The sequence below is a fragment of the Aurantiacibacter hainanensis genome (genome assembly GCF_036321025.1).
Taxonomy (GTDB): Bacteria; Pseudomonadota; Alphaproteobacteria; order Sphingomonadales; family Sphingomonadaceae; genus Alteraurantiacibacter; species Alteraurantiacibacter hainanensis.
The window spans coordinates 635,483-658,180 of the sequence record NZ_JAZAPB010000001.1; the positions used below are offsets into that span (position 1 = coordinate 635,483).

General features: G+C 65.7%; 25 protein-coding genes. 13 read left to right on the forward strand and 12 right to left on the reverse strand.

All coding sequences use genetic code 11. The features are described 5' to 3' along the window. Positions 1 to 49 precede the first annotated feature (49 nt). The 3 genes from AAA989_RS03165 (at position 50) to AAA989_RS03175 (ending at position 2,941) form a co-directional block, all read left to right on the forward strand. Complete coding sequence (locus AAA989_RS03165) at positions 50 to 940, forward strand: NAD(P)-dependent oxidoreductase (RefSeq protein WP_338241099.1); 891 nt, start codon at positions 50 to 52, stop codon at positions 938 to 940. Beyond that, a complete protein-coding gene (locus tag AAA989_RS03170; RefSeq protein ID WP_338241100.1) occupies positions 937 to 2,601 on the forward strand; it encodes an amidohydrolase in 1,665 nt (554 codons plus the stop codon). Before AAA989_RS03165 ends, AAA989_RS03170 begins: the two co-directional genes overlap by 4 nt. 106 nt (positions 2,602 to 2,707) lie before the next feature. Next, positions 2,708 to 2,941 (forward strand): hypothetical protein, encoded by a 234-nt coding sequence (locus AAA989_RS03175; protein WP_338241101.1) that lies wholly within the window; start codon positions 2,708 to 2,710, stop codon positions 2,939 to 2,941. 58 nt (positions 2,942 to 2,999) lie between these two features. Here AAA989_RS03175 and tatC read toward each other — a convergent pair whose 3' ends face one another. The 9 genes from tatC to AAA989_RS03220 form a co-directional block, all read right to left on the reverse strand. Then, entirely contained in the window at positions 3,000 to 3,827 is an 828-nt protein-coding gene (tatC, locus tag AAA989_RS03180) for a twin-arginine translocase subunit TatC (RefSeq protein ID WP_338241102.1), read from the reverse strand. After that, positions 3,827 to 4,258, reverse strand: a complete 432-nt coding sequence (gene tatB, locus AAA989_RS03185; RefSeq protein ID WP_338241103.1) for a Sec-independent protein translocase protein TatB — start codon at positions 4,256 to 4,258, stop codon at positions 3,827 to 3,829. Before tatB ends, tatC begins: the two co-directional genes overlap by 1 nt. A gap of 26 nt (positions 4,259 to 4,284) precedes the next feature. Then, the gene (tatA, locus tag AAA989_RS03190) at positions 4,285 to 4,548 is read right to left on the reverse strand and encodes a twin-arginine translocase TatA/TatE family subunit (RefSeq protein ID WP_338241104.1); all 264 of its coding nucleotides are present in this window, start codon (positions 4,546 to 4,548) and stop codon (positions 4,285 to 4,287) included. A gap of 31 nt (positions 4,549 to 4,579) precedes the next feature. Beyond that, complete coding sequence (gene scpB / locus AAA989_RS03195) at positions 4,580 to 5,263, reverse strand: SMC-Scp complex subunit ScpB (RefSeq protein WP_338241106.1); 684 nt, start codon at positions 5,261 to 5,263, stop codon at positions 4,580 to 4,582. After that, positions 5,256 to 6,074, reverse strand: coding sequence for a segregation and condensation protein A (locus tag AAA989_RS03200; RefSeq protein ID WP_434781435.1), 819 nt, complete (start codon positions 6,072 to 6,074; stop codon positions 5,256 to 5,258). The genes scpB and AAA989_RS03200 overlap by 8 nt, the downstream gene beginning before the upstream one ends. Positions 6,075 to 6,079: 5 nt before the next feature. Next, the gene (nagZ, locus tag AAA989_RS03205) at positions 6,080 to 7,099 is read right to left on the reverse strand and encodes a beta-N-acetylhexosaminidase (protein WP_338241107.1); all 1,020 of its coding nucleotides are present in this window, start codon (positions 7,097 to 7,099) and stop codon (positions 6,080 to 6,082) included. A gap of 87 nt (positions 7,100 to 7,186) precedes the next feature. Then, complete coding sequence (locus tag AAA989_RS03210) at positions 7,187 to 7,894, reverse strand: SPOR domain-containing protein (RefSeq protein WP_338241109.1); 708 nt, start codon at positions 7,892 to 7,894, stop codon at positions 7,187 to 7,189. Positions 7,895 to 7,896: 2 nt separating this feature from the next. Further along, positions 7,897 to 9,642 carry an arginine--tRNA ligase gene (gene argS / locus AAA989_RS03215; protein ID WP_338241110.1) on the reverse strand — a complete coding sequence of 582 codons (1,746 nt, stop codon included), beginning with the start codon at positions 9,640 to 9,642 and terminating at the stop codon, positions 7,897 to 7,899. Positions 9,643 to 9,687: 45 nt separating this feature from the next. Next, positions 9,688 to 10,338, reverse strand: coding sequence for a hypothetical protein (locus AAA989_RS03220; protein WP_338241111.1), 651 nt, complete (start codon positions 10,336 to 10,338; stop codon positions 9,688 to 9,690). Between the two features lie 89 nt (positions 10,339 to 10,427). Between AAA989_RS03220 and ispH the strand changes: the two genes are divergently transcribed. The 3 genes from ispH to rnhA are packed head-to-tail and all read left to right on the forward strand — an operon-like array spanning position 10,428 to position 12,817. Further along, on the forward strand, positions 10,428 to 11,402 hold the full coding sequence (gene ispH, locus AAA989_RS03225) for a 4-hydroxy-3-methylbut-2-enyl diphosphate reductase (RefSeq protein ID WP_338241112.1): 975 nt from the start codon (positions 10,428 to 10,430) through the stop codon (positions 11,400 to 11,402). Between the two features lie 9 nt (positions 11,403 to 11,411). Further along, positions 11,412 to 12,386 (forward strand): homoserine kinase, encoded by a 975-nt coding sequence (thrB, locus tag AAA989_RS03230; RefSeq protein ID WP_338241113.1) that lies wholly within the window; start codon positions 11,412 to 11,414, stop codon positions 12,384 to 12,386. Continuing rightward, positions 12,383 to 12,817: a ribonuclease HI gene (rnhA, locus tag AAA989_RS03235; protein WP_338241114.1), complete on the forward strand. Its 435-nt coding sequence runs from the start codon at positions 12,383 to 12,385 to the stop codon at positions 12,815 to 12,817. Before thrB ends, rnhA begins: the two co-directional genes overlap by 4 nt. A gap of 20 nt (positions 12,818 to 12,837) precedes the next feature. Here rnhA and AAA989_RS03240 read toward each other — a convergent pair whose 3' ends face one another. The 3 genes from AAA989_RS03240 to AAA989_RS03250 form a co-directional block, all read right to left on the reverse strand. After that, positions 12,838 to 13,014: a YegP family protein gene (locus AAA989_RS03240; protein ID WP_338241115.1), complete on the reverse strand. Its 177-nt coding sequence runs from the start codon at positions 13,012 to 13,014 to the stop codon at positions 12,838 to 12,840. Positions 13,015 to 13,082: 68 nt separating this feature from the next. Further along, positions 13,083 to 14,195 (reverse strand): NAD(P)/FAD-dependent oxidoreductase, encoded by a 1,113-nt coding sequence (locus tag AAA989_RS03245; protein ID WP_338241116.1) that lies wholly within the window; start codon positions 14,193 to 14,195, stop codon positions 13,083 to 13,085. Positions 14,196 to 14,203: 8 nt separating this feature from the next. Continuing rightward, positions 14,204 to 15,112, reverse strand: coding sequence for an alpha/beta fold hydrolase (locus AAA989_RS03250; RefSeq protein ID WP_338241117.1), 909 nt, complete (start codon positions 15,110 to 15,112; stop codon positions 14,204 to 14,206). Between the two features lie 150 nt (positions 15,113 to 15,262). Between AAA989_RS03250 and AAA989_RS03255 the strand changes: the two genes are divergently transcribed. The 7 genes from AAA989_RS03255 (at position 15,263) to AAA989_RS03285 (ending at position 22,649) form a co-directional block, all read left to right on the forward strand. Further along, positions 15,263 to 15,754, forward strand: coding sequence for an A24 family peptidase (locus AAA989_RS03255; protein WP_338241119.1), 492 nt, complete (start codon positions 15,263 to 15,265; stop codon positions 15,752 to 15,754). Positions 15,755 to 15,829: 75 nt separating this feature from the next. Then, positions 15,830 to 16,939, forward strand: coding sequence for a Flp pilus assembly protein CpaB (gene cpaB, locus AAA989_RS03260; RefSeq protein WP_338241120.1), 1,110 nt, complete (start codon positions 15,830 to 15,832; stop codon positions 16,937 to 16,939). 5 nt (positions 16,940 to 16,944) lie between these two features. Next, positions 16,945 to 18,618: a type II and III secretion system protein family protein gene (locus tag AAA989_RS03265; protein ID WP_338241122.1), complete on the forward strand. Its 1,674-nt coding sequence runs from the start codon at positions 16,945 to 16,947 to the stop codon at positions 18,616 to 18,618. Between the two features lie 5 nt (positions 18,619 to 18,623). After that, positions 18,624 to 19,286, forward strand: coding sequence for a CpaD family pilus assembly protein (locus AAA989_RS03270; protein ID WP_338241124.1), 663 nt, complete (start codon positions 18,624 to 18,626; stop codon positions 19,284 to 19,286). Next, a complete protein-coding gene (locus AAA989_RS03275) occupies positions 19,286 to 20,578 on the forward strand; it encodes a pilus assembly protein CpaE (RefSeq protein WP_338241126.1) in 1,293 nt (430 codons plus the stop codon). Before AAA989_RS03270 ends, AAA989_RS03275 begins: the two co-directional genes overlap by 1 nt. Before the next feature lie 77 nt (positions 20,579 to 20,655). Next, a complete protein-coding gene (locus AAA989_RS03280) occupies positions 20,656 to 21,627 on the forward strand; it encodes a type II secretion system F family protein (protein WP_338241127.1) in 972 nt (323 codons plus the stop codon). A gap of 26 nt (positions 21,628 to 21,653) precedes the next feature. Then, positions 21,654 to 22,649, forward strand: a complete 996-nt coding sequence (locus AAA989_RS03285) for a type II secretion system F family protein (RefSeq protein WP_338241128.1) — start codon at positions 21,654 to 21,656, stop codon at positions 22,647 to 22,649. Positions 22,650 to 22,698: the final 49 nt, after the last annotated feature.

Here is a 22,698-nt window from a genome sequence, read left to right on the forward strand (position 1 = left end):
CGTCACAAAGATTGCCTTGGCGCATCATATTGGGCAACGGTCCGGCCCCATGAGCAAACTTGCATTCCTGGGTCTCGGCGTGATGGGCGCGCCGATGGCTGGACACCTCGCCCGCGCAGGGCACACTGTCACCGCCTACAATCGAACCGCCGCGAAATCCGCCGAATGGCACGATCGCCTCTCGGCAGACGGGCTGGATGTCGGCACCGCCGCCACCCCGGCAAAGGCCGTCGCCGACTGCGACGTGGTGCTCGCATGCCTCGGCAATGACGAGGACGTGCGCAGCGTGATGCTGGGCGAAGACGGAGCCCTGGCGGCGATGAAGCGCGGCGCGACCTTCGTCGATCACACGACGGTTTCGCCAGCTCTGGCCAAGGAACTGGCCGAAGCGGCAGCATCGCACGGCCTGCACTGCGTCGATGCGCCCGTCTCCGGCGGGCAGGCCGGGGCGGAAAACGGCAAACTCGCCATCATGTGCGGCGGGAGTGACGAGGCCATGGCCGCCGCCCGCCCCGTTATGGAGGCCTACGCGGCGCGCATCGTCCACGTCGGCCCCGCTGGCGCGGGCCAGGCCTGCAAGGCCGTCAATCAGGTCTGCATCGCGGGCGTTCTGGCCGGCCTGTCCGAAGGGGTCCGCCTGGCGCAGGCGAGCGGCGTCGACACGGCAAAGGTGCTGGAAGCCATTTCCGGCGGCGCGGCGCAAAGCTGGCAGATGGAAAACCGGTGGGAGACCATGGTGAAAGGCGAGTTCGATTTCGGCTTCGCGATCGACTGGATGCGAAAGGACCTCGACATCGCGCTGAGCGAGGCGAAGGACGCGGGCGTATCCCTGCCCGTCACGGCGCTGGTCGACCAGTTCTATGCCCAGGTGCAGGCCGCGGGCGGCGCGCGGCAGGATACCAGCGCCCTGATCCGTCACCTGCCGGAGGCGAAGCGATGATCCTGCGCGGAGCCGCGCTCGCGGCAGGCCTGCTCATCGCCGCCCCCGCTCTTGCCGACACCCACATCGACAACATCGAGGGCATCTCGGTGATGCGCGACGGGTCTATCGACCGTTTCGCCGGCATGGTGGTGGACGAGAACGGACGCATTTCCGAACTGCTGGATTTCGGCGACGATCCCACGCGCGAGATCGACTACCGCGTCGATGGTGAAGGCCGGGTGGTCGTGCCGGGATTCGTCGACGGCCACCTCCACCTGATGGGGATCGGCCTCGGCACCCTGGTGCTGGACCTGTCGGAGACCAACTCGCTCGACGAAGCGCTTTCACGCATCGCGGCCTATGCCGCCGCCTATCCCGACCGCCCCTGGATCATCGGGCGCGGATGGAACCAGGAACGCTGGGGCCTGGGCCGCTTTCCCACCGCCGCCGAACTGGACGAGGTCGTATCCGACCGCCCCGTCTGGCTCGAGCGGGTGGACGGCCATGCCGGCTGGGGCAATACGCTGGCGCTGGAGGCGGGCAACGTCGACGCTGCCACGACCGATCCTTCGGGCGGACGCATCGAGCGTATCGCCGGGTCGAGAGAGCCGTCTGGAGTTCTCGTCGATGCGGCCATGGGGATGGTGGACGATGCCGTGCCGCCGCCACTTCCCGAAGACCGCGACATTGCCCTCTACAACGCCCAGCGGTTGCTGCTGCGTCATGGCGTGACCGCGGTGTCGGACATGGGCACGAGTGTGGAAGACTGGATGACGTTCCGCCGCGCCGGCGATGCCGGGCGACTGCAGCTGCGCATCATGTCCTATGCCGACAGCGTGGATTCCATGCTGCTGATCGGCGGCCCCGCCCCGACGCAATGGCTCTATGAAGACCGCCTGCGGCTGAACGGCGTAAAGCTCTACCTCGACGGCGCACTCGGGTCGCGCGGGGCCTTGCTGCAGGAAGACTATGCCGACGACCACGGCAATCGCGGCCTTCCACTGCTTTCGGGCACGCAGCTGCGCAACCTGATGAGCCGCGCCGCGCTCGACAATTTCCAGCCCGCCATCCACGCCATCGGCGATGCCGCGAATGCGGAAGCGCTGGCCGCGATCGAGGAGCTGTCGCGCGACTACGACGGGGATCGCCGCTGGCGCATCGAACATGCGCAGATCGTCGATCCCGCCGACCTCCCACGCTTCGGCGAGCACGGCATCATCGCCTCCATGCAGCCGGTCCACCAGACGAGCGACATGTTCATGGCCGAGGCGAGACTGGGCGAGGACCGCCTGGGCGGAGCCTACGCCTGGCGCTCTATCCTGGAAGCAGGCGGCGCACTTGCCTTCGGCACCGATGCTCCCGTCGAACCCGTCGATCCCCTAGCCGGTCTGGCGGTTGCCGTCAGCCGCACCAATGCCGATGGCGAACCCGCCGGCGGCTGGCGAGCGCAGGAGGCCATCAGCCGTGAACTGGCGCTGGCGGCCTATACGGCAGGCGCGGCCTATGCCGGCTTTGCCGAGGGGCGTTTCGGCCGGCTGGCGGAGGGCGAGCGGGCGGATTTCGTCATGCTCAGCGCCGATCCCCTGACGGTCGATCCGGACGAGATACGCGACATCGAAGTGCTGGAAACGTGGATTGCGGGCCAGCGCGTTTACGATATCGAATTGGAACAACGCTAGGGCACCGGGCGTTAACCCGTGGAATTAGGCGCAATTGAGTCTCGCATTCTGCAGACCTATCGGTTAAGGCCAGGCGCAATACGAATACGATGAGGTAAGGTAAGTCATGACCAAGAAGCTCTTCGCGGCGATCACCGCCTCCGTGGCCCTCGTTGCCACGCCCGTTCTGGCGCAGACCGACATCGCCCAGCGCGCTGCCGCGCAGATCCGCGATGCAGAGCAGATTGGCGAAGACGACGACGGCGGCACGATTCTCGCCCTCGTCGCAGGTGGCCTGATCATCGCCGGTGCCGTCGTCGCTCTCAGCAGCGACGAGGAAGAACTGCCGACCAGCCCGTAAGGCGGCCAGCCACGATAAAGACGAAGACGGAGCCCGCGCGGCTCCGTTTTTTTTGGCCTCAGTCCGCCTTGCTTTCCGGGGAGGACGGTTCGCCGGCGGCTTCCGCCTCGGCCTTTTCCTGCTTGCGCTTAGCGTCGCGGCGCTCGGTGATCTTCATCAGGATCAGCGATCCTTCGAACAGGAACAGCAGAGGTCCGGCCAGCACGAGCTGGGAAATGACGTCGGGCGGTGTCACCACCGCCGCCACCGCCACGACCAGCACGATCACGTACCTGCGCGACGCGACCAGCTGATCGCGCGAGACGATACCGGCGCGATTGAGCAGCATCAGCAGGACCGGCAAGAGGAAACATATCCCGAATGCCAGGATGAACTGCATCACGAGGCTGAGGTACTGCCCCATTTCCGGCAGGGCTTCCGCATCGATGCCGCCGACATTGCCCTGGAAGCCCAGGAACCACGGAAAGGCGAGCGGCATCACCACGAAATACGCAAGACAGGCCCCGGCCGTGAACAGCACCGGCGTCGCGATCAGGAAGGGCAGGAAAGCCCGCTTCTCGCGCGCGTAGAGACCCGGCGCGACAAAGGCCCACAACTGGTTGGCGATGATGGGGAAGCTGAAGAAGAACGCGGCGAACAGCGCCACCTTGATCTCGACGAAGAAGGCGCCGTAAAGCTGGGTATAGACCAGTCGGCCCTGCCCCTCGGGGAAGCTGGCCGTTAGCGGGCGCACGAGGATGCCGAAGATGTCATCGGCGAAATAGAGGCACACGGCGAACGCCACGCCCAGCGCCAGGACGGCCTTCACCAGCCGACCGCGCAGTTCGATCAGGTGCTCCATCAGCGGAGCCTGGGTATCGTCGAGGTCGGAAATCTTGAAGGCCATCAGCCCGCGTCCTTGGCCGGCTTGTCGGAAGAGCCTTCTGCCTCGCTATCAGGGCTTGTCGACGTCGAAGCGACCTTGTTTTCCGCCGAGGAGGCCGTCTTGTTCGCTTCGGCCTTTTCCTTGGCAAGACGCTTCAGTTCGGCTGCCTTGTCGGGAGGATAGGCTCCGGTAGGCTCCATCTGCGAGGGGACGCCTTCCGGATGTTCGCGCATGATCTTCTCGTTCTGCGCTTTCCACTTCTTTTCCATGTCCTCCATTTCCGCTTCGCGCACCATGGCATCGAGGCCGGTGCGGAAGTGGCCGGAGATCTTGCGGATCTTGCCGATCCAGCGGCCCGCCGTGCGCATGGCAAGCGGCATGTCCTTCGGGCCGATGACGAGGATCGCCACCACCACGATAAGCAACAGTTCTGTTGCGCCGATATCGAACATGGCTCAGCGGCGCTCGCTTGCAGGGGTTAAGAGGCGGTCTTGTCGCCGGTTGTGGCCGTGGAGGCGTTGTCGATCGTCTCTCCGGCCGGCTTTGCGTCGTGCGAAGGGCCTTCGATCCGGGCGGACTTCTTGTCTTCCGTCGACGAGTTGTCCTCGTCGCTCAGTCCCTTGCGGAAGCTCTTCACGCCCTTGCCGAAGTCGCCCATCATCTCGCTGATGCGGCCACGGCCGAACAGCACCAGTATGACCAGTGCGATAATCAGGATCTGGAATGGTCCAATGCTACCCACGAGAATTCTCCGAAATACGTTTCAACGGAGTCTAGGCGCTTTCTCCCGGCTTTTCCAGCGTATCCGTCTCCGGCTCGTCGTCGGTCAATTCCGCCTCGTCGTCCGCAGGCCCGTTTTCCTGCTCCGTGGCGCTTTCCGAGGCGTTCTGTTCCATCAGGTCCTCGTAGGCGTCGTCGACGGGGTCGAGCAGACCGGAAGCCTTCAGTTCCGCCAGTCCCGGCAGGTCCTTGCGGCTCTCAAGGCCAAAATGCGCGAGGAATTCGGGCGTCGTCGCGTAGATGACTGGGCGCCCCGGCACCTCGCGCCGGCCAGCGACGCGCACCCAGCCCGCTTCCATCAGCACGTCCAGCGTGCCGCCGCTGGTCTGCACGCCCCGGATGGCCTCGATCTCCGCCCGGCTCACCGGTTCGTGATAGGCGATGATCGCCAGAACCTCGGTTGCCGCGCGACTCAGGCGGCGAAGCTGGTCCTTCTCCCGCCGAAGGATGTGGGCCAGATCGGGCGCGGTCTGGAACAGCCAGCGCTTGCCGCGTTCCACCAGGTTGATGCCCCGCCCGGCGTACTGCTCCTGCAACGTGGCCAGGGCATCCTTTACGTCGGCGTCGCCCAGGTGCGCCGAAATCTGCTCGCGGGTAAGGGGTTCCTCCGCAGCGAACAGGCACGCTTCGACAGCGCGCACCAGGTCGTCGGCCTTCGGCACTTCCGTTTCAGGCACCGGCCTTCACCCGCCTGAGGTGCAAGGGTCCGAAAATCTCCTCCTGCCGGATTTCCGCCTTGCCCAGCCGCGCCAGTTCCAGCGCCGCGACGAAGCTGCTGGCGAGCGCCGACTTCTTCAGCCGAGGTTCGGCATCGACGGGCAGGAAGGTGCGCAGTTCCATCCAGTCGAGCGACACGCCGAGCATGGCGGATACCCGGTCAATGGCCGAATCGAGCGTCATCACCGGGCGTTCGGCCACCATGTGCACCACCGGCTCCGTCCGCAGCTTCACCTGCCCGTAGGCGTGCACGAGCTGGTACCAGTTGCACTGCCAATGGTTCTTGCGGAGAACCCTCAGACCTTCGGGCGCGCCGCGGGCGAAGACATCGCGGCCCAGCCGGTCGCGCCCCATCAGGCGTGCCCCCGCCTCCCGCATCGCGCCGAGGCGAGCGATCCGCAGCTGCAGTTTCAGCGCCAGTTCTTCGGGGCTGGGGTCTTCCTGCTCTTCCTTAGGCAGCAGCAGCGCCGACTTGAGATAGGCGAGCCAGGCCGCCATCACGAGGTAATCGGCGGCAATTTCCAGCTTCAGCGCCTCGGCACGCTCGATATAGGCGATGTACTGGTCCACCAGCGCCAGGATCGAGATGGACTTTAGATCCACCTTCTGCCGCCGGGCGAGGTCGAGCAGCAAGTCCAGCGGCCCTTCCCAGTTGTCGAGTTCGATATAGAGCGCGCTGGAATCGCCGGGATCGGGGGCGGCGACGCCCTGCCAGCCTTCCGCGTCGCCATCCATGGCATCGGCGGCCTGGATCAGGTTGCCCTCGTCCATGGCGGTCATGCACGCTCCCCGGCGAGGTCGAGCAGGCTGTTGCGGGCGGCGAGCAGGTCTTCGCGCGGGGTCTCGTCCGTCGGGGTGCCGACCCCGGCCATGGCGCTGTCAAGGCGCTCGCGGGTCTTGGCGGACATGGCGGGCAAGGCGTCGGCGGTTCCGGCCATGTCGTCCATCTTGCCCCAGCAATTGAGCACCAGGTCGCACCCGGCCGCCACGGCCCGGACGGATCGTTCGGGAATGGTCCCCTCAAGCGCCTGCATGTCGATATCGTCCGACAGCAGCAGGCCGTCGAACCCGATGCGCTTGCGGATGATCTCGGAAATCACGAATTCGCTCTGCGTCGCGGGATGGTCGGCATCCCAGGCAGTGTAGCGGATATGCGCGGTCATCGCGATGGGCGCGTCGGCCAGCTTCGCGAAGGGCGCGATATCGGTGGCCAGCTCCGCTTCCCCGGCATCGACGACGGGCAAGTCCTTGTGACTGTCCACCGTCGCGCGTCCGTGGCCCGGCATGTGCTTGATGCACCCGGCCACGCCGCCCCGGGCGAGGCCGTCCAGCGTTGCCCGGCCCAGCGCCGCGACCTGCATCGGTTCGCGGCCCAGGGCACGGTCGCCGATCACGTCGTGCGCGCCGTCGGTGGGAATATCCAGCAAGGGCAGGTAGTCCACGGTGATGCCGACTTCGGCCAGGTCCATCGCCAGTAGCTGCGCATTGGCGCGCGCCGCCTGGATCGCGCTGGCCGGGGCGATATCGTAGAGCGCCGCGAAGGCGCCCGGCGCGGGATAGGCATCCCACTCTGGTGGCTTCATGCGCGCCACGCGCCCGCCTTCCTGGTCGATCGAGATCAGCAGGTCGTCGCGCCCGTGCAGTTCGCGCAAGGCGTCGGTCAAAGCGCGCACCTGTTCGCGGTTCTCGACATTACGCCCGAACAGGATGTAGCCGGCGGGCTGCGCCTCCGCGAAGAAGGCGCGCTCGTCAGCCGAAAGCGACGGACCGGACAGGCTGAATATGGCAGGCGTCATAGGACGAGCGATTAGGCCCAAAAGCTTGGCGAGGTGCAAGCACGCGAACGGTGCATGCCGGGGAAAACACGCCGGGGCGTGCACCTGTCAGCGAATATAGCAGTCCCCGCCCGCGTTGCGGATCGCGCGGCAGGTGGCGTCGCCGGACGACCGATCGGCCGCGATGACCTGCAGGCGATAGACCCTGGCCCCGTTCACTTCGGCCTGCACGACACGGTGCCGCATGCCCGACAGCACGGAATAGCGGTTGCTGGCATTGACCCACGCCTCGTCCGCGTCGGAGCGGCTGGTGTAGGCACCGATCTGGACATAGACGGCGTCGGAAGGAGGTGCGCTCGCCTCTTCCTCTTCCGGAGCCGTCTGCTCCTGCTCGCGGTCGATGGAAGGCTGCGGTGGTGCCTCGTCCGTGTCGGACAGGCGTCCGCGCTGCGTTTCTCCTTCGGCTACCTGGTAGGCGGTGTCGCCGGTGCCCGCCACTTCGCGGCCGCCGGGATCTTCGGGACGTTCCTTGTAGGGGCCGTCGGGAGCTTCGATGGTGCTGCCGTCGGCGGCCAGTTCCGGATCTGCCCGGTCGTTGAAGAACCACCATGCCGACAGGAGCAGCGCGCCGATCACCACCAGGCCGATCAGGGCAAACCAGATCAGCCGGGCGTCGAACCCGCCTTCATCCTCGTATTCGCCGTCGTCCTCGAGCCAGGGCAGCGAATCGTCGTCGTCCTCGAGAGCGAGTTGTTCTTCCGCCTCGTAGGTATCCTCGACGCCGTCCTCTTCCTGTCTCTCCGACGGGAAATTCATTCCTAGAGCTCCTCGACCGCCTCGACACCAAGGATGCCGAGACCATTGCGGACAACCTGCCCGATTTGCTGGCTGAGGAAAAGCCTGGCGGCAGTCAATTCAGGCTCTTGTGCCACGATGATGCGCTTTTGCGCATCATCGTTGCCGAGGTTCCAGTAGGCATGGAACGCCGCGGCGAGATCATAGAGGTAGAAGGCGATGCGATGCGGCTCGCGCGCACGCGCCGCGGCTTCCACTTCGCGCGGGAACTGCGCGGCCTGCCTGATCAGGGCCAGTTCGTCTTCGCCCAGCACGCTCAGGTCGTCGCCAGCCGGGGCCAGCCCCTCGTCCTTCGCCTTGCGCAGGATCGAGCTGATGCGCGCATGGGCGTACTGCACGTAGAAGACCGGATTGTCCTTGCTGGCTTCCACCACCTTGGCAAAGTCGAAATCCATCTGCGCTTCGGGCTTGCGGGTCAGCATGGTGAAACGCACCACGTCCTTGCCCACTTCCTCCACCATGTCGGCGATGGTCACGAAGTTGCCCGAACGCTTGGACATCTTCACCGGCTCGCCGCCGCGCAGCAACTGCACCATCTGAACCAGCTTCACGTCGAAGGGGATGGGCTTGCCCTGCCCTTCCGACAGCGCGGCGACGGCGGCCTTGATGCGCTTGACGGTGCCGGCATGGTCGGCGCCCCAGATATCGATCAGCGCATCGGCCTTTTCCGCCTTCTGCATGTGATAGGCGAGATCGGCTCCGAAATAGGTCCACTTGCCATCGGATTTGCGGATCGGGCGATCCTGGTCGTCGCCGAACTTCGTGGAGCGGAACAGCGGCAGTTCGATCGGCTCCCAGTCGTCGATCGTCTTGCCCTTCGGCTTTTCCAGTACGCCGTCATAGACGAGATCGTGCTCGCGCAGCCACGCCTCGGCAGCCTCGGGCTTCTGCGCAGCCTGCAGCGCGGCCTCGGACGCGAAGACGTCGTGCTCGATGCCCAGCAGCGCGAGGTCGGACTTGATGACGTCCATCATCCGCTCGACCGCGAAGGCGCGGAAGATCGGCAGCCATTCCTCCTCCGGCTCGGACACGAAGCGATCGCCGAATTCCTCGGCAGCGGCCTTGCCGACCGGAATAAGGTAGTCGCCGGGATACATGCCTTCAGGGATGTCGCCGATGTCCTCGCCCAGCGCCTCGCGGTAGCGAAGGTGGGCGCTGCGGGCGAGCGTATCCACCTGGCCGCCCGCGTCGTTGACGTAGTATTCGCGCGTTACCGCGAAGCCCGCATGCTCCAGCAGGCTGGCCAATGCATCACCGACCACGGCACCGCGGCAGTGGCCCATGTGCATGGGGCCGGTGGGATTGGCTGAGACATATTCGATGTTCACCGTGGTGCCTGCGCCCATCGCCGACTTGCCGTATTCGGGGCCACGCGCGGCAATTGCGGCGACTTCGTCCAGCCATCCCTGCGGGGCAAGGCGCAGGTTGATGAACCCCGGACCGGCAATCTCTGCAGAGATGATCGCCGGGTCGCGCTGAAGATGCTCGACGATCTTTTCCGCCAGCGCGCGCGGATTGGTGCTCGCCTGCTTGGCCAGTACCATCGCGGCGTTCGTGGCAAGGTCGCCGTGGGCGGGGTCGCGCGGCGGCTCGACGCTCACATTCGAGCGGTCGGTTCCCGGCGGAAGCGAGGCTTCCGCTTCCAGCGCGGCAAGTACGGCGTCGATCTTTTCCGCGTAGGCGGCGTAGAGGGTCTTGTTCTCGGACATGGCCGCGCCGTTAGCCTGTTTGGCGCGGCGCGGAAAGCATCCGATTTACCGGGTGGCGTTGTAGGCCAGCTGGTCCTCGGTCAGCTGGAAACCCACCAGCAGCTCGAACGTGGCGCGCGCGACGGCGGCCCGCACGTCGGGCTCGGTCAGCGGATCGATCGCGGCCGACTGGTCCCCTGCGCGGCGACGCCGGGTGATCCGTTCGCGAATCTCGTCGGGAAGGGTGGCCTCGGCCCGGTTGACATAGGCGCCCGCGGTTCCGCTGGCCTGCGCACGCGCCTCTCCGGGGGCGAAGTTGAGTTCGACGGTGCCGATGCGCTTCGCCACCACGGACGAGCCGCCGCGCATTACGGTGGAATAGTAGGGCAGGGAAACCGTGCGCGCGCCGGACGTGTCGGAGCGCAGCGCCACCACGTCGAAGGTGGCGGACGAATAGACCTGATCGCCGGTTTCGTCGCATGTGGATCGCACGTTGGTGATCGCCGCCGTCACGTCGATGGCGTCGGCCGTGCGCGCGTCCGCCGGAGAGAACAGCGTGACATCTCCGGTATAGTCGGGAACGCCGACCGCGGGGCAGACGGAGCGCAGAGCCGTGATGCCCACGCCCTGCTCGACCACGATATCGCCTTCGCCCCGGCAGCCCCCGAGGGCGGCAAGACCTGCGAGAGCAGCGACTATTGCGATCCTGGCGTTCATTCCCATTCCTTGTATCATGCACACAGCAAAAAATATCCGCGAGGCCCTAGCCCTTTCGCGAGTGGGCGACAACAGCTAGAGATACCTCCATGAACGCCCCCTTTCAGGAAAATCGCCCCTCCGGTGAGAAACTGCCGCTCGTCGTGCGCATCGCCGCGCCGCGCGGCTTTTGCGCCGGCGTCGACCGCGCCATCGATATCGTCGAGAAGGCGATCGAGAAGTACGGCGCGCCGGTCTATGTCCGGCACGAGATCGTCCACAACCGCTACGTGGTGGATGGCCTGCGCGAAAAGGGCGCGGTCTTCGTGGAGGAGCTGGACGAGGTTCCCGACGACATGCCGGTCGTCTTCAGCGCCCACGGCGTTCCGAAATCCGTCCCTGCCGAGGCGCGCAGGCGCAAGATGATCTATGTCGACGCCACTTGCCCGCTGGTGTCGAAAGTCCATCGCCAGGCAGAACGGCAGATCGAAAAGGGCCAGCACATCATCTTCATCGGTCACGAGGGTCATCCCGAGGTGATCGGCACGATGGGCCAGGTTCCCGAGGGCCAGATGACGCTGGTGGAAACCGTGGATGACGTGGCCGGTCTGTCCTTCTCGCCCGACGACAGCCTCTCCTTCCTGACCCAGACGACGCTCTCCGTGGACGATACGGCGGAAATCGTTGCCGCCTTGCAGGCGCGCTATCCGCAGATCATCGCGCCCAAGGCGGAGGACATCTGCTACGCCACTTCCAACCGGCAGGAAGCGGTGAAAGCCATGGCTCCGGGATGCGACCTGGTGCTGGTGATCGGCGCGCCCAATTCGTCGAATTCGCTGCGCCTCGTCGAGGTGGCCGAGCGGCTGGGCACCGATGCCCGGCTGATCCAGCGCGCCGACGAGATCGAGGCCGATTGGCTCGACGGGGTCGGAACGGTTGGAGTCACCGCCGGTGCCAGCGCGCCCGAAGTGCTTGTGCGCGAAGTCGTGCGCAAGCTTTCCGAATGGCGCGACGTGCAGGAAAGCAAGGTGAAGACCGCCGAGGAGAAGATGGTCTTCAAGCTTCCCCGCCAACTTCTGGACTAGGTTCGTCTCTTGGCTGTCTACACACAGCTTTCTGCCGAAAAGCTGGCGCAGCTCGTCGCGCAGTACGATGTCGGCGACCTGGTGTCGGCCAAGGGCATCGCTGAAGGCGTTTCGAACTCCAACTGGTTCATCGAGACCACCGGCAGCGAGGCGAACGGCAAGCGCTTCATCCTGACCATGTATGAGCGGCGCATCGACGTTGCCGAACTGCCCTTCTTTCTCGGCCTGCTGGATCACCTTGCCGCCAGGGGCTGCCCCGTTCCGCGCACGATCCATGATCTGGAAGGCGCGTCGCACCGGAAGGTGGGCGGCAAGGCGGTCGCCCTCATCGAGTTTCTGCCGGGCGTATCGGTGGACCGGCCGACGCCGGCCCAGGCCCGCGCGGTGGGCACCGTGCTGGCCCGGATGCATCTTGCCGCCATGGACTTTCCGGGCACGCGCGCCAACGATCTCGGGCCGCAGGTCTCCGCCCGGGTCCTTGCCGATTGCGGAGAGGCTGCGCTGGCCGCGATCGACCCCGGCCTGCCCGCCATGATCGAGACGGCGCAGGCCGTGGCCTCGGCCTGGCCGGAGGGGCTGCCGCAATCGATCATCCATTCCGATCTGTTTCCCGACAACGTGCTGATCATGGGCGACCGGGTGAGCGCGCTGATCGACTTCTATTTTGCCTGCAACGACGCCATGGCCTACGACCTTGCCGTCACGCACGCGGCCTGGAGTTTCGGCAGCGACGGCGCGAACTACAGGCCCGAAGTGGGACATGCTCTCGTGAAAGGCTATGAAAGCCAGCGGCCTTTGGAGGATGATGAGCGCAAGGCTCTTCCCATGTTGGCCCAGGGCGCTGCGTTGCGGTTCATATCGAGCAGGGCGCAGGACTGGATCGAGACACCTGCCGATGCGTTGGTAACACGGAAGGATCCGATGGATTTCGCAAGGCGGCTGGAGTTCTATCGCCGCGAGGGAAAGGACGTGTTCGGCTTGTGAAAAAGGTCGAGATCTTCACCGACGGTGCCTGCAAGGGCAATCCCGGCCCGGGCGGCTGGGGCGCCCTGCTGCGCATGGGCCGCCACGAGAAGGAGCTGTCGGGGTCCGATCCGGAAACCACCAACAACCGGATGGAAATGACCGCGGCGATCCGCGCGCTCAAGGCGCTGATAGTGCCGTGCGAGGTCACGCTGCATACCGACAGCCGCTATGTCATCGACGGCATGACCAAGTGGATCGACGGCTGGAAAAAGCGCGGCTGGGTGAATGCCAGCAAGAAACCGGTGCGCAACGCCGACCTGTGGCATGACCTGATCGAGGCAGCCAAGCCGCACGCGATCACCTGGGAATGGGTGAAAGGCCACAACGGCCACCCGGAAAACGAGCGCGTCGACCGCATCGCCAGCGACGCGGCCGACAGCGCTCGTTGAGAATCAGGACAGGCTGGCGCTCAGCTCTCGTCGACGATCTTCGCCCCCGGGCCGTTCTTCTGGATAGATTCGATGGCGTTTTTCGCGCTCGCCTTCGACGAGTAGCCCTCGGTCGAGAACATGATCTCGTCGTTGTACTTGAACCGAACGCGATATTCGCCGGCCTTGTCCTTATAGATCTGGAAATGGTGTGCCATTGTCTGGTCTCCCGTTGATGTGGTCGGGCAGCACAATAACAAACATCAACCTCTTGGCTAGACCGCTGTCAGGCCGCGAACCTGCCGGGGGAATAGAGCCCCGCATCGAGGCGTTCGGTCATGGTATCGCGCGGCCTGCCCAGCAACAGCTGCGCGCCCAGCCGCGCCGCCGCGGGAGCCGTCTGAATGCCGTAGCCGCCTTGCCCGGCGAACCAGAAGAAACCCTCCAGCGCCGGATCGAAACCGTAGACCGGGCGGCGGTCGGGAGAGAAGCTGCGCAGTCCCGCCCATTTGCGTTCCACCGCCTCTATCCGCCAGTCCACCACGCCTTCCAGACGGTCGATGGCCAGCGCCACGTCGTAGTCCTCCGGGGCCGCATCGCAGGGTTCGCTGGGCGTCTCGTCGTGCGGGCTTAGCCAGAGGCGGCCGTTGTCGGGCCGGAAATAGAACTCGCCGGAGATATCCAGCGTCAGGGGCAGGTCTGCAGGCGGGGGCGGATCAGTTCGTAGCTGCGCGACGGTACGCCGCAGCGGCTGGATGCCATGCGGCCTTGCCCCCAGCAGCGATGCGACCTCGTCGGCCCACGCGCCCGCGGCATCGACGACCACGGCTGCCCGCAAACGGCCTGCCGCGCCGAAATCCAGGTGCCACTCTTCACCTTGTCGCCGGGCGGCGTGCAGGCGGTGACGGGTTCGTAGGTCCACCCCGCCCTTGCGCGCCAGTTGCAGGTAATGCTGGTGCAGCTGCGCCACGTCGATATCGGCGCAATTGCGCTGGTACAGGCCGTGCGACCAGCCCTCCCGCACGCCGGGCAGCGCCTGTTCCAGCCGGGCGCGGTCGAGCCTTTCCAAGGTGACGCCCGCGATACGGAAGCGCTCCCGGAAAGCTTCCACCGCTTCGCCCTGCCCCTCGCGAGCGACGTAGAGCCCGCCGCGCGGCGTCAGGAACCCGCCGCTGCGCAGATAGTCGCCCGACGCCAGCGTCAGGGGGACGATGTCCGGACCGCCGTAGCACTCCTCGTAAAAGGCGGCGGAGCGACCGGTGGTGTGATAGCCGGGATAGTCCTCCCCCTCGCACAGCACAATACGCGCCTCGCCCTCCGATTGGGCCGCCAGTTCGGCAGCGATGCTGGCCCCGGCCATGCCGGCGCCGATCACGGCAATATCGAAAGATTCGCTCATCCCGGCAGTCAGTCGGCGACGCGCCGATCCAGGAAATCGTCGATCGCGGCCAGCGCGCGGTCGCGAACGGGGTCGCGCTCGCGCAGTACCTCGTGCCGCGCCTCGGCACCGAACATGAGCGATTCGACATCGGGCAGCCGGCTAATCACGCTGCGGATGGCAGCAGGGCTCACCAGCCTGTCGGCATTCGTCGCCACCACCATCACCGGCAGATCCACGCTTTCGGGCGCGCCGCGCGCATGAATGGCGCGAATCGAATCCATCGCGCCGCGAACCCAGCCCCAGCTTCCCGGCCCCAGCTTCAGTTCGGGCCGGTGGCTGCGCCAGAATTTCTCGTCTTCGTAGCGGTCGTCATCGTGCGTCAGCAGGTTCTGCCGATAGGCGTTCATGGCGATTGGCTTCTCGCCCTTGCCCCATGCGGGTCGTCTCGGATCGCCCACCCGCGCCATTGCGTGGGCGAGGCCGCGCTTCATGAACAGGGGCAGGTGCTCGGGCAGGACGTCCAGCATCGGAGCGGTCAGCACCAGCGCAGCGGGTCGCGGCATCAGAACCTTCTCGATGACCGCGCGCAGAACGAGGTGCCCGCCCATCGAATGGCCCATCAGGACATGAGGCCCGTCATGGGTTTCGGCGAAATGGGTCCACAGCTGCGCAAGGTCCGTCACCCACAGCAGAAAGTCGTCGACATGGCCGGTGGCATCGTCGGTGCCCAGACGCCCGGATCCGCCCTGCCCGCGCCAGTCGGCGGCGCACACGCGCCACCCTTTCAGACGCCAGTGTTCGAAGGTTTCCAGGTACTTCTCGTAGGCGTCGCCGCGACCGGCCATGAACAGGATGGAACCGCGCGATGGGACATCCGCAGGTGGCTTGCCCCATTCGATGATGCGGATCTCGTGTCCGTCCTCGGCGACCCACATCCGCTCGCTGGCATCCGCGGGAATGGACCTGCGATCGAAGTCCGCGGGAACGGGACTGTTTGCGTGGCTAATTCCATCCTCCTGCGTGTGGTTACTTTTTGGTAAGCCATGCGCGCTAGCACAAGGGCCGAAGGGATTACCGGGGGCCTCATGCTAGACGATCCGATCAAGTACGGTTTGCTTGCCGCATTGGCAATTGCGCTGGTGACGGCGGCCGTAACCGATCTCAAGAGCCGCCGTATCGCTAACTGGCTGAACGCGGCCATCGCCATCGGTGCGCCGCTTTTCTGGATCGCCAGCGGGCTTTCCTTCTGGCCGGAAATCGCCGCGCAGATCGGAGTGGCGCTTGCCACCTTCGCGGTGCTTTCGGTGCTGTTCGCGATCAAGGCGATGGGCGGCGGCGACGTGAAGCTGCTGACTGCCCTGGCCCTGTGGATCGAACCCACGCTGTTCCTGAAACTCATCATCATGATGGCGCTGCTTGGCGGCGTCCTCACCCTGATCTTCGGCGGCTGGAATCTGATGCGCCGCCAGAAGGGCCGCATCGCCGTACCCTATGGCGTCGCCATTTCGGCGGCGGGGCTGTGGGTCATCGGCACGTTCTACATGCCTGCATCTGCCGTGGCCGGTGCTGCGCAGTGAACCTGATTTTAACCAATACTGCCCTATTCGGCAGAAAGCTTAATGCAAGAACCATCTAAGGGGGCTTGACGCACCATGGACAAGAAGAAAGTTATTCTGCTGGTGGGGGCACTGATCGTTGCGATCGGTACTGCCTTGCTTGCCCGCAGCATGTTCGCCGGTGCCGCGGCACCCCAGGCCGAGGCCGCAGCCCAGGTCGAACCGACCGGGCCCAAAGTGCTCGTCGCCAAGCGCGGCCTGCCGGTCGGCACCATCGTGACTGCCGATGCCGTGGCCTACCAGCTGTGGCCGCAGGAACTGGTGCAGGACGCCTACTTCATTGACGGCGAAGCCGACATGCAGGCTCTGCTCGGCACTGTCGTTCGCCACCAGATCACTGCCGGTGAACCGGTGACCCAGGGCTCGCTCGTCGCGCCGGGTGATCGCGGCTTCCTGGCCGCGGCGCTTGGCCCGGGCATGCGTGCCGTCACCGTCCCGGTGTCCGCGCGTACCGGTGTCGGCGGCTTCGTGTTCCCGGGTGACCGCGTGGACATGGTGCTGACGCAGACCGTCTCGGGTGACGAGGGCGAACCGCTCCGCACCTCGGAAACGATCCTCACCAACCTGCGCGTGCTGGCAACCGACCAGTCGACCGAGACCACCACCACCGAGGACGGCCGCACCGTGGTTCGTGCCTTCCGCACGGTGACGATGGAAGTCACGCCCCGCATCGCGGAAAAGATCGCGGTGGCGCAGACCATCGGCACGCTCAGCCTCTCGCTGCGCTCCATCGCCGACAACCAGGCCGAACTCGAACGCGCGATTGCCGCGGGCGAAGTTGAGCTGCCCGACGATGCCTCCGCCGAAGAAGAAGAGCGGCTGCTGCGCATGGCCATGTCGCGCCCCGGCGAAGGTGCAACCACCTTCCAGACCGGCGGTGACGTGTCGCGCTTCCAGCGTCGCACCATGCCGCCCCAGGGTGGCAATGGCGGCCGCCGCGGCGGCAATGCCGAACCGGCTGTCGAATATGCACCGGGTATCTCGGCCAACGCCACGCCCACCGGCCCCACCGTCCGCGTGACCCGCGGCAAGTCGACCACCGTCACGCCGGTTGGCGCCGGTGCGGGTGCCCTGCTCGACCGGCAGTCCGGCGCCATGAGCGAAGGCGCCCGCGTCGGCTCGCTCGGCATGTCGACGGTACGGTGACCGCCATGAGCAAGCACATCACGAAACCCGAGATTTCCACTGGAAACGCTTCGAAAGGCAAGACGATGCAAAGCCGCCTTTACAAGACCGTGCTGAGCGCTGCATGCGCCCTTGCACCGCTGGCCGCCGTGCCGGCAGGGCCCGCCGCCGCCCAGACCGTCAGCCCGGCACAGGATATCGTCCTGTCCATCGGCCGCGGTGAACTGATCACGGTGCCTGGCAACATGGCCGACATTTTCGTGTCGAACGACCAGATCGCCGACGTCCAGGTGAAGAGCCAGCGCCAGCTGTACGTCTTCGGCCTGTCGGGTGGCGAGACCACGATCTACGCCAGCAACGCTGCCGGCGATATCATCTGGTCGGCCAACATCCGCGTCGGATCCAACCTCGACAGCATCGACCAGATGCTGGACCTGGCCATGCCCGAGGCGGACGTTCGCGTCGCCACCATGGGTACCAACACCGTGCTGCTTACCGGCACCGTGGCCGCACCCGAGGACGCTGCCGAGGCCGAGCGCCTGGTTTCCGCCTTCGTGGGCGACACGACCAACGTGATCTCGCGCCTTCGCATGGCTACCCCGCTGCAGGTCAACCTGCGCGTGCGGTTCGCCGAGGTCAGCCGCTCGCTGGTCCGGAACATCGGAGCCAACCTGCAGACGATCGATGGCACGGGAGGCTTCCAGTTCGGCATCGGCCAGGGTCGCGGGGCCGACTACTTCGCGCCCGGCACCGCAACCGGCGTCAATGTGGGCGACCTCACCACGCTGGTCCCGAACCCGAACTTCAACCCGGGCATTCCGGTTTCCGCTTCCAACCCGCAGTTCCTCGAGGAAGCGGCCACGTCCTTCAGCTCCGTGTCCCCGGGCACCACGTTGGCCGGCGTCGGCAGCCTCTTCGGTCTCGACATCGGTGCCGCGCTGGACCTCGGCGAACGCCGCGGCCTGGTCAACACCCTGTCGCAGCCGAACCTGACCGCCCTGTCGGGCGAGACGGCCGAGTTCCTGGCGGGTGGCGAATTCCCCATCCCGCTGTCGCAGGGCCTGGGCACGACCACCATCGAGTACAAGAAGTTCGGTGTCAGTCTTGCCTACACGCCGACGGTGCTGGCCAATGGCCGCATCTCGATCCGCGTGCGTCCGGAAGTGTCCGAGCTGTCCAGCCAGGGCGCGGTGAACCTGAACGGCTTCACCATCCCCGCCCTCACCGTGCGCCGTGCGGAAACCTCGATCGAGCTTGGCTCGGGCGAGAGCTTCATGATCGCCGGCCTGCTGTCGAACAACGCGCAGAGCACGATCGACCAGGCCCCCGGCGTGGGTGACATCCCGATCCTCGGCAACCTGTTCCGCTCTTCGGAATTCCGTCGCGGCGAAACCGAGCTGGTGATCGTGGTGACCCCCTACCTGGTGGAACCGGTCAGCGACCATGAAATCCGCCTGCCGACCGATGGCTATGCCTCGCCGACCGGTGTCGCCCAGTTCCTGCTGGGTCAGGAAACCAACGGCACGACCGGCGCGCAGCGCCCGATGCCGCGCGCTGCCAACCCGGCGCCGGATGGCCCGGATGTCAGCCTGATCGATCAGAACGGCACTGCGCTTTCCGGCGGCGAAAGCCCCGAAGGCGCGGACACCCGCACCGCCGCGGCCGCAACGCCCGGCTTCAGCATCGCAAACGGAGAGTGATCGCCATGACCTTCAGCTTCAAACGTGCTGCCAGCTCTACCCTGGCGATCTCGCTCGGCCTCGGACTTGCCGCCTGCGGCGGCCTCGCCGGGGGTGAAAAGAACTACTCGCTCAACAGCGTCAACCAGCCGGTGGTGGAGCGCAGCAACTACGTGCTCGACCTGCGCACCGGGGCGTCCGGCCTGGACGCTCAGGAAGAGGCCCGGCTGGCCGACTGGTTCGATACTCTCGACCTGGGCTACGGTGACCGTGTCGCCATCGACACGCCGGTCGACAACCCCGCCGTGCGCGAGGACGTGGCCTCGGTCGCAGGACGCTACGGCATCCTGGTCGCCGACGGTGCGCCAGTCACCCAGGGCTATGTCGAACCCGGCAACGTCCGCGTGGTGGTAACCCGTTCCACCGCTTACGTGCCGAACTGCCCGAACTGGTCCGACCAGTACGGTTTCGAGCGCGACAACTTCACCTCCGACGGCTTCGGCTGCGCGGTGAACGGCAACATCGCTGCCATGGTCGCCGATCCCGAGCACCTGCTCGAAGGAGCCAAGGGCACCGGTGAAACGGTCGTGATGAGCTCGAACCGCGCCATCGACACCTTCCGCAACCAGGAGCCGACCGGCGCCGGCGGCCTTCCCGCAGTATCTTCGACCGAAGGAGGAGGTAACTAATGAACTCGCCATTCAAAACAGGTTCGATGGGCAACCGCGAACCCTTCTCCGCCTTCATCTGCGACGAGAGCGCGCTCGACGTGCTGCGTCCGGTGGTCATCGAGATGGGCTGGCAGCCCGAGAAGTGCAACAAGGGTGGCCTGCGTAACGCCATCCAGTCGCTCTCGATCGCCGCGAGCCCGGCCATCCTGATGGTCGACCTGTCGGAAAGCGGCGACCCGCTGAACGACATCAACGCCCTGGCCGAGGTTTGCGAACCCGGCACGGTGGTGATCGCGGTCGGACAGGTGAACGACGTTCGCCTCTATCGCGACCTGCTTGCCAGCGGCATCCACGACTACCTGCTGAAGCCGCTTTCCGCGGGTCAGCTGCGCGATGCGCTGACGCAGGCCCAGGCCGTGTTCTCCTCGCCCCGCAATGCCGAGGGCGACGGTGAGCGCGAGCATGTCGCGACGGCGGTCGTGGGCACACGCGGCGGCGTGGGTGCTTCCACCCTCGCCACCTCGCTGGCCTGGCTGTTCTCCAGCGAGCACCAGCGCTCCACGGCGCTGCTCGACCTGGACGTGCATTTCGGAACCGGCGCCCTGGCGCTGGACCTGGAACCGGGCCGCGGCCTGACCGACGCGATCGAGAACCCCAGCCGCATCGACGGCCTGTTCATCGAACGCGCCATGATCCGCGCCAACGACAACCTCGCCATCATGTCTGCCGAAGCGCCGATCAACTCGCCGCTGATGACCGACGGTGCCGCCTTCCTGCAACTGGAGGAAGAGTTCCGTCAGGCGTTCGACATGACCGTGGTCGACCTGCCGCGCAACATGCTGATCAACTTCCCGCACCTGCTGACGGACGTGAACGTGGTGACCCTGGTTACCGAACTCACCCTGGCATCGGCGCGCGACACGATCCGCATCCTGTCCTGGCTGAAGACCAATGCGCCTGCCTGCCACCCGCTGGTGGTCTGCAACAAGATGCAGCCCGGCGCGGCGGAAATCAGCAAGGCCGACTTCGAAGCCTCGATCGAGCGCAAGATCAACTTCCAGATCCCGTTCGACCAGAAGGCCGCGGCCAACGCTGCCAAGCTGGGCCAGACCTTCGCCGAGGCGAACAAGAACTCGAAGACGGTCAACCCGATCCGCGAGATCGCCAAGATGATCGTGGGCGTGGCCGACGACGACGGCGCCAACCTCGAGGAGGCGGGCCAGAAGGGATCCATGCTCGGCAAGTTCGACATCAAGTCGCTGCTGGGCTCCACCCCCAAGAAGGCCAAGACCGCAGAACCTGCGGAATGACCTGACCGATAGCGGGCGGGACATGTTCCCGCCCGTTCAAGGACTGCAACACTCAGACGTTTGAAAGAAGGGTTTCCATGAGCATCATCCAGCTTCTGCTTATAGCCGGTGGCCTCATGGGCCTCATGATCATGGGCTACATGCTCGTGACGGGCTCTTCGCCGGCCAAGGAAAGCCAGCGCCGCCTCGAGGCGGTTCGCTATCGCCATTCGGAAAGCACCACCGACAGGGTGGAAAGCCAGCTGAAAAAGGCCATCGCAGCGCGCAAGCCCAAGCAGTTCTCGCGTGCCGGTGCCGGCTCGCGGCTCGAAGCCCTGCAGCTGCGCCTCGATCGCACGGGCATGGGCTGGTCGCTGCCCCAGTATCTCTACACGTCGCTGGGTATCGCCATCGTGATCGCGGCGCTGCTGTTCCTGCAGACCGGCGCCCCCCTGCTGTCGCTGGGCGTGGGCGTGCTGTTCGGCGCGGGCCTTCCACACATGATTGTCTCGCACTTCATCAAGCGCCGGACGAACAACTTCAACGCCAAGTTTCCCGACGGCATCGAACTGCTGGTTCGCGGCCTGCGCTCCGGCCTTCCGGTAACGGAAACGCTGGGGGTCGTCGCCAGCGAGGTTCCCGGCCCGGTGGGCGCGGAGTTCCGTTCGGTGGTCGAGCGTATCAAGATCGGTCGCACGATGGAGGAATCGCTCCAGGAAACGGCCGACAAGCTGGGCACCGCCGAATTCCAGTTCTTCGTCATCACGCTGGCCATCCAGCGCGAGACGGGCGGCAACCTGGCGGAAACGCTGTCCAACCTGGCCGACGTTCTGCGCAAGCGCGCGCAGATGAAGCTGAAGATCAAGGCAATGAGCTCGGAATCGAAGGCCTCGGCCTACATCGTGGGCTCGCTGCCGTTCATCGTGTTCGGCCTGATCTACTGGATCAACCCGAGCTACATCGGCGACTTCTTCGTCGATGATCGCCTGATCGTGGCGGGCCTTGGCGGCGTGGTGTGGATGAGCATCGGCGCCTTCATCATGGCCAAGATGGTCAGCTTCGAAATCTGAGCGCGGAGGATACCGAACCCATGTTGATGATCTCTCCCGCCTCCGGCCCCACGCTTCTCGGCGTCGACGTTATCCTCGTCGGCACCGTGCTGGCCGGCATCGCCGCCGCCGCAATGGTGTTCGCGATCTATGCCGCCGTCACGGTGAAGGACCCGATGGCCAAGCGCGTGAAGGCGCTGAACGATCGCCGCGCCGAGCTGAAGACCGGCATGATCACGCAGGCTTCCCGCAAGCGGAAGAGCCTGACGCGTCGCAGCGATACGACCGACAAGATGAAGGACACCCTGCAGGGCATGAAGGTGCTGCAGGAAAGCCAGGTGAAGATGATCCAGCAAAAGCTGGCCCAGGCCGGCTATCGCAACAAGGAATGGGCGATCATGATCATCTTCGCCCGCATGGTCCTGCCGGTCGTGCTGGGCCTTGTCGGCGTGGTCGTGTTCTACTGGACCGATGTCTTCCCCGAATGGGGCAGCTTCAAGCGGTTCCTCGGCTTCGCCGCCCTGGTGGTGCTGGGCTACAAGGGCCCCGAACTCTATCTCGCGAACGTCTCCACGAAGCGCACCAAGGCCATCCAGAAGGGTCTGCCCGACGCGCTCGACCTGCTGGTGATCTGCGCCGAGGCCGGCCTGACCGTCGACGCCGCGTTCAACCGCGTCGCCAAGGAACTGGGCCGCGCCTATCCCGAGCTGGGCGACGAATTCGCCCTGACCGCGATCGAGCTGTCGTTCCTGAACGAACGCAGGCAGGCCTTCGAGAACCTGGCCTATCGCGTGAACCTGGAAGCCGTGCGCGGCGTGGTGACCACGATGGTGCAGACGGAGCGCTACGGTACGCCGCTGGCTTCCGCACTGCGCGTGCTTTCGGCCGAATTCCGTAACGAGCGCATGATGCGCGCCGAGGAAAAGGCCGCGCGCCTTCCCGCCATCATGACGGTGCCGCTGATCCTCTTCATCCTGCCGGTGCTGTTCATCGTGATCCTTGGCCCGGCCGCCTGCTCCATCTCCGACGCCCTTATCGACTAAGGAACGTCGCAGACGAGCCAGACAGAAAAGGCCCCGTCGGCAAGAAGCC

Excerpts from the sequence above, each read along its gene's own strand:
- nagZ (WP_338241107.1), bottom strand. The coding sequence starts at position 7,099 with ATGACGCCTGCCATATTCAGCCTGTCCGGTCCGTCGCTTTCGGCTGAC.
- AAA989_RS03245 (WP_338241116.1), bottom strand. The coding sequence starts at position 14,195 with ATGAGCGAATCTTTCGATATTGCCGTGATCGGCGCCGGCATGGCCGGG.
- cpaB (WP_338241120.1), top strand. The coding sequence starts at position 15,830 with ATGGACAAGAAGAAAGTTATTCTGCTGGTGGGGGCACTGATCGTTGCG.
- AAA989_RS03250 (WP_338241117.1), bottom strand. The coding sequence starts at position 15,112 with ATGTGGGTCGCCGAGGACGGACACGAGATCCGCATCATCGAATGGGGC.
- AAA989_RS03220 (WP_338241111.1), bottom strand. The coding sequence starts at position 10,338 with ATGAACGCCAGGATCGCAATAGTCGCTGCTCTCGCAGGTCTTGCCGCC.
- AAA989_RS03210 (WP_338241109.1), bottom strand. The coding sequence starts at position 7,894 with ATGAATTTCCCGTCGGAGAGACAGGAAGAGGACGGCGTCGAGGATACC.
- AAA989_RS03170 (WP_338241100.1), top strand. The coding sequence starts at position 937 with ATGATCCTGCGCGGAGCCGCGCTCGCGGCAGGCCTGCTCATCGCCGCC.
- AAA989_RS03175 (WP_338241101.1), top strand. The coding sequence starts at position 2,708 with ATGACCAAGAAGCTCTTCGCGGCGATCACCGCCTCCGTGGCCCTCGTT.
- ispH (WP_338241112.1), top strand. The coding sequence starts at position 10,428 with ATGAACGCCCCCTTTCAGGAAAATCGCCCCTCCGGTGAGAAACTGCCG.
- AAA989_RS03265 (WP_338241122.1), top strand. The coding sequence starts at position 16,945 with ATGAGCAAGCACATCACGAAACCCGAGATTTCCACTGGAAACGCTTCG.
- AAA989_RS03280 (WP_338241127.1), top strand. The coding sequence starts at position 20,656 with ATGAGCATCATCCAGCTTCTGCTTATAGCCGGTGGCCTCATGGGCCTC.
- AAA989_RS03255 (WP_338241119.1), top strand. The coding sequence starts at position 15,263 with ATGCTAGACGATCCGATCAAGTACGGTTTGCTTGCCGCATTGGCAATT.
- AAA989_RS03270 (WP_338241124.1), top strand. The coding sequence starts at position 18,624 with ATGACCTTCAGCTTCAAACGTGCTGCCAGCTCTACCCTGGCGATCTCG.
- AAA989_RS03200 (WP_434781435.1), bottom strand. The coding sequence starts at position 6,074 with ATGGACGAGGGCAACCTGATCCAGGCCGCCGATGCCATGGATGGCGAC.
- AAA989_RS03275 (WP_338241126.1), top strand. The coding sequence starts at position 19,286 with ATGAACTCGCCATTCAAAACAGGTTCGATGGGCAACCGCGAACCCTTC.
- tatB (WP_338241103.1), bottom strand. The coding sequence starts at position 4,258 with ATGTTCGATATCGGCGCAACAGAACTGTTGCTTATCGTGGTGGTGGCG.
- AAA989_RS03240 (WP_338241115.1), bottom strand. The coding sequence starts at position 13,014 with ATGGCACACCATTTCCAGATCTATAAGGACAAGGCCGGCGAATATCGC.
- AAA989_RS03285 (WP_338241128.1), top strand. The coding sequence starts at position 21,654 with ATGATCTCTCCCGCCTCCGGCCCCACGCTTCTCGGCGTCGACGTTATC.
- argS (WP_338241110.1), bottom strand. The coding sequence starts at position 9,642 with ATGTCCGAGAACAAGACCCTCTACGCCGCCTACGCGGAAAAGATCGAC.
- AAA989_RS03165 (WP_338241099.1), top strand. The coding sequence starts at position 50 with ATGAGCAAACTTGCATTCCTGGGTCTCGGCGTGATGGGCGCGCCGATG.
- tatC (WP_338241102.1), bottom strand. The coding sequence starts at position 3,827 with ATGGCCTTCAAGATTTCCGACCTCGACGATACCCAGGCTCCGCTGATG.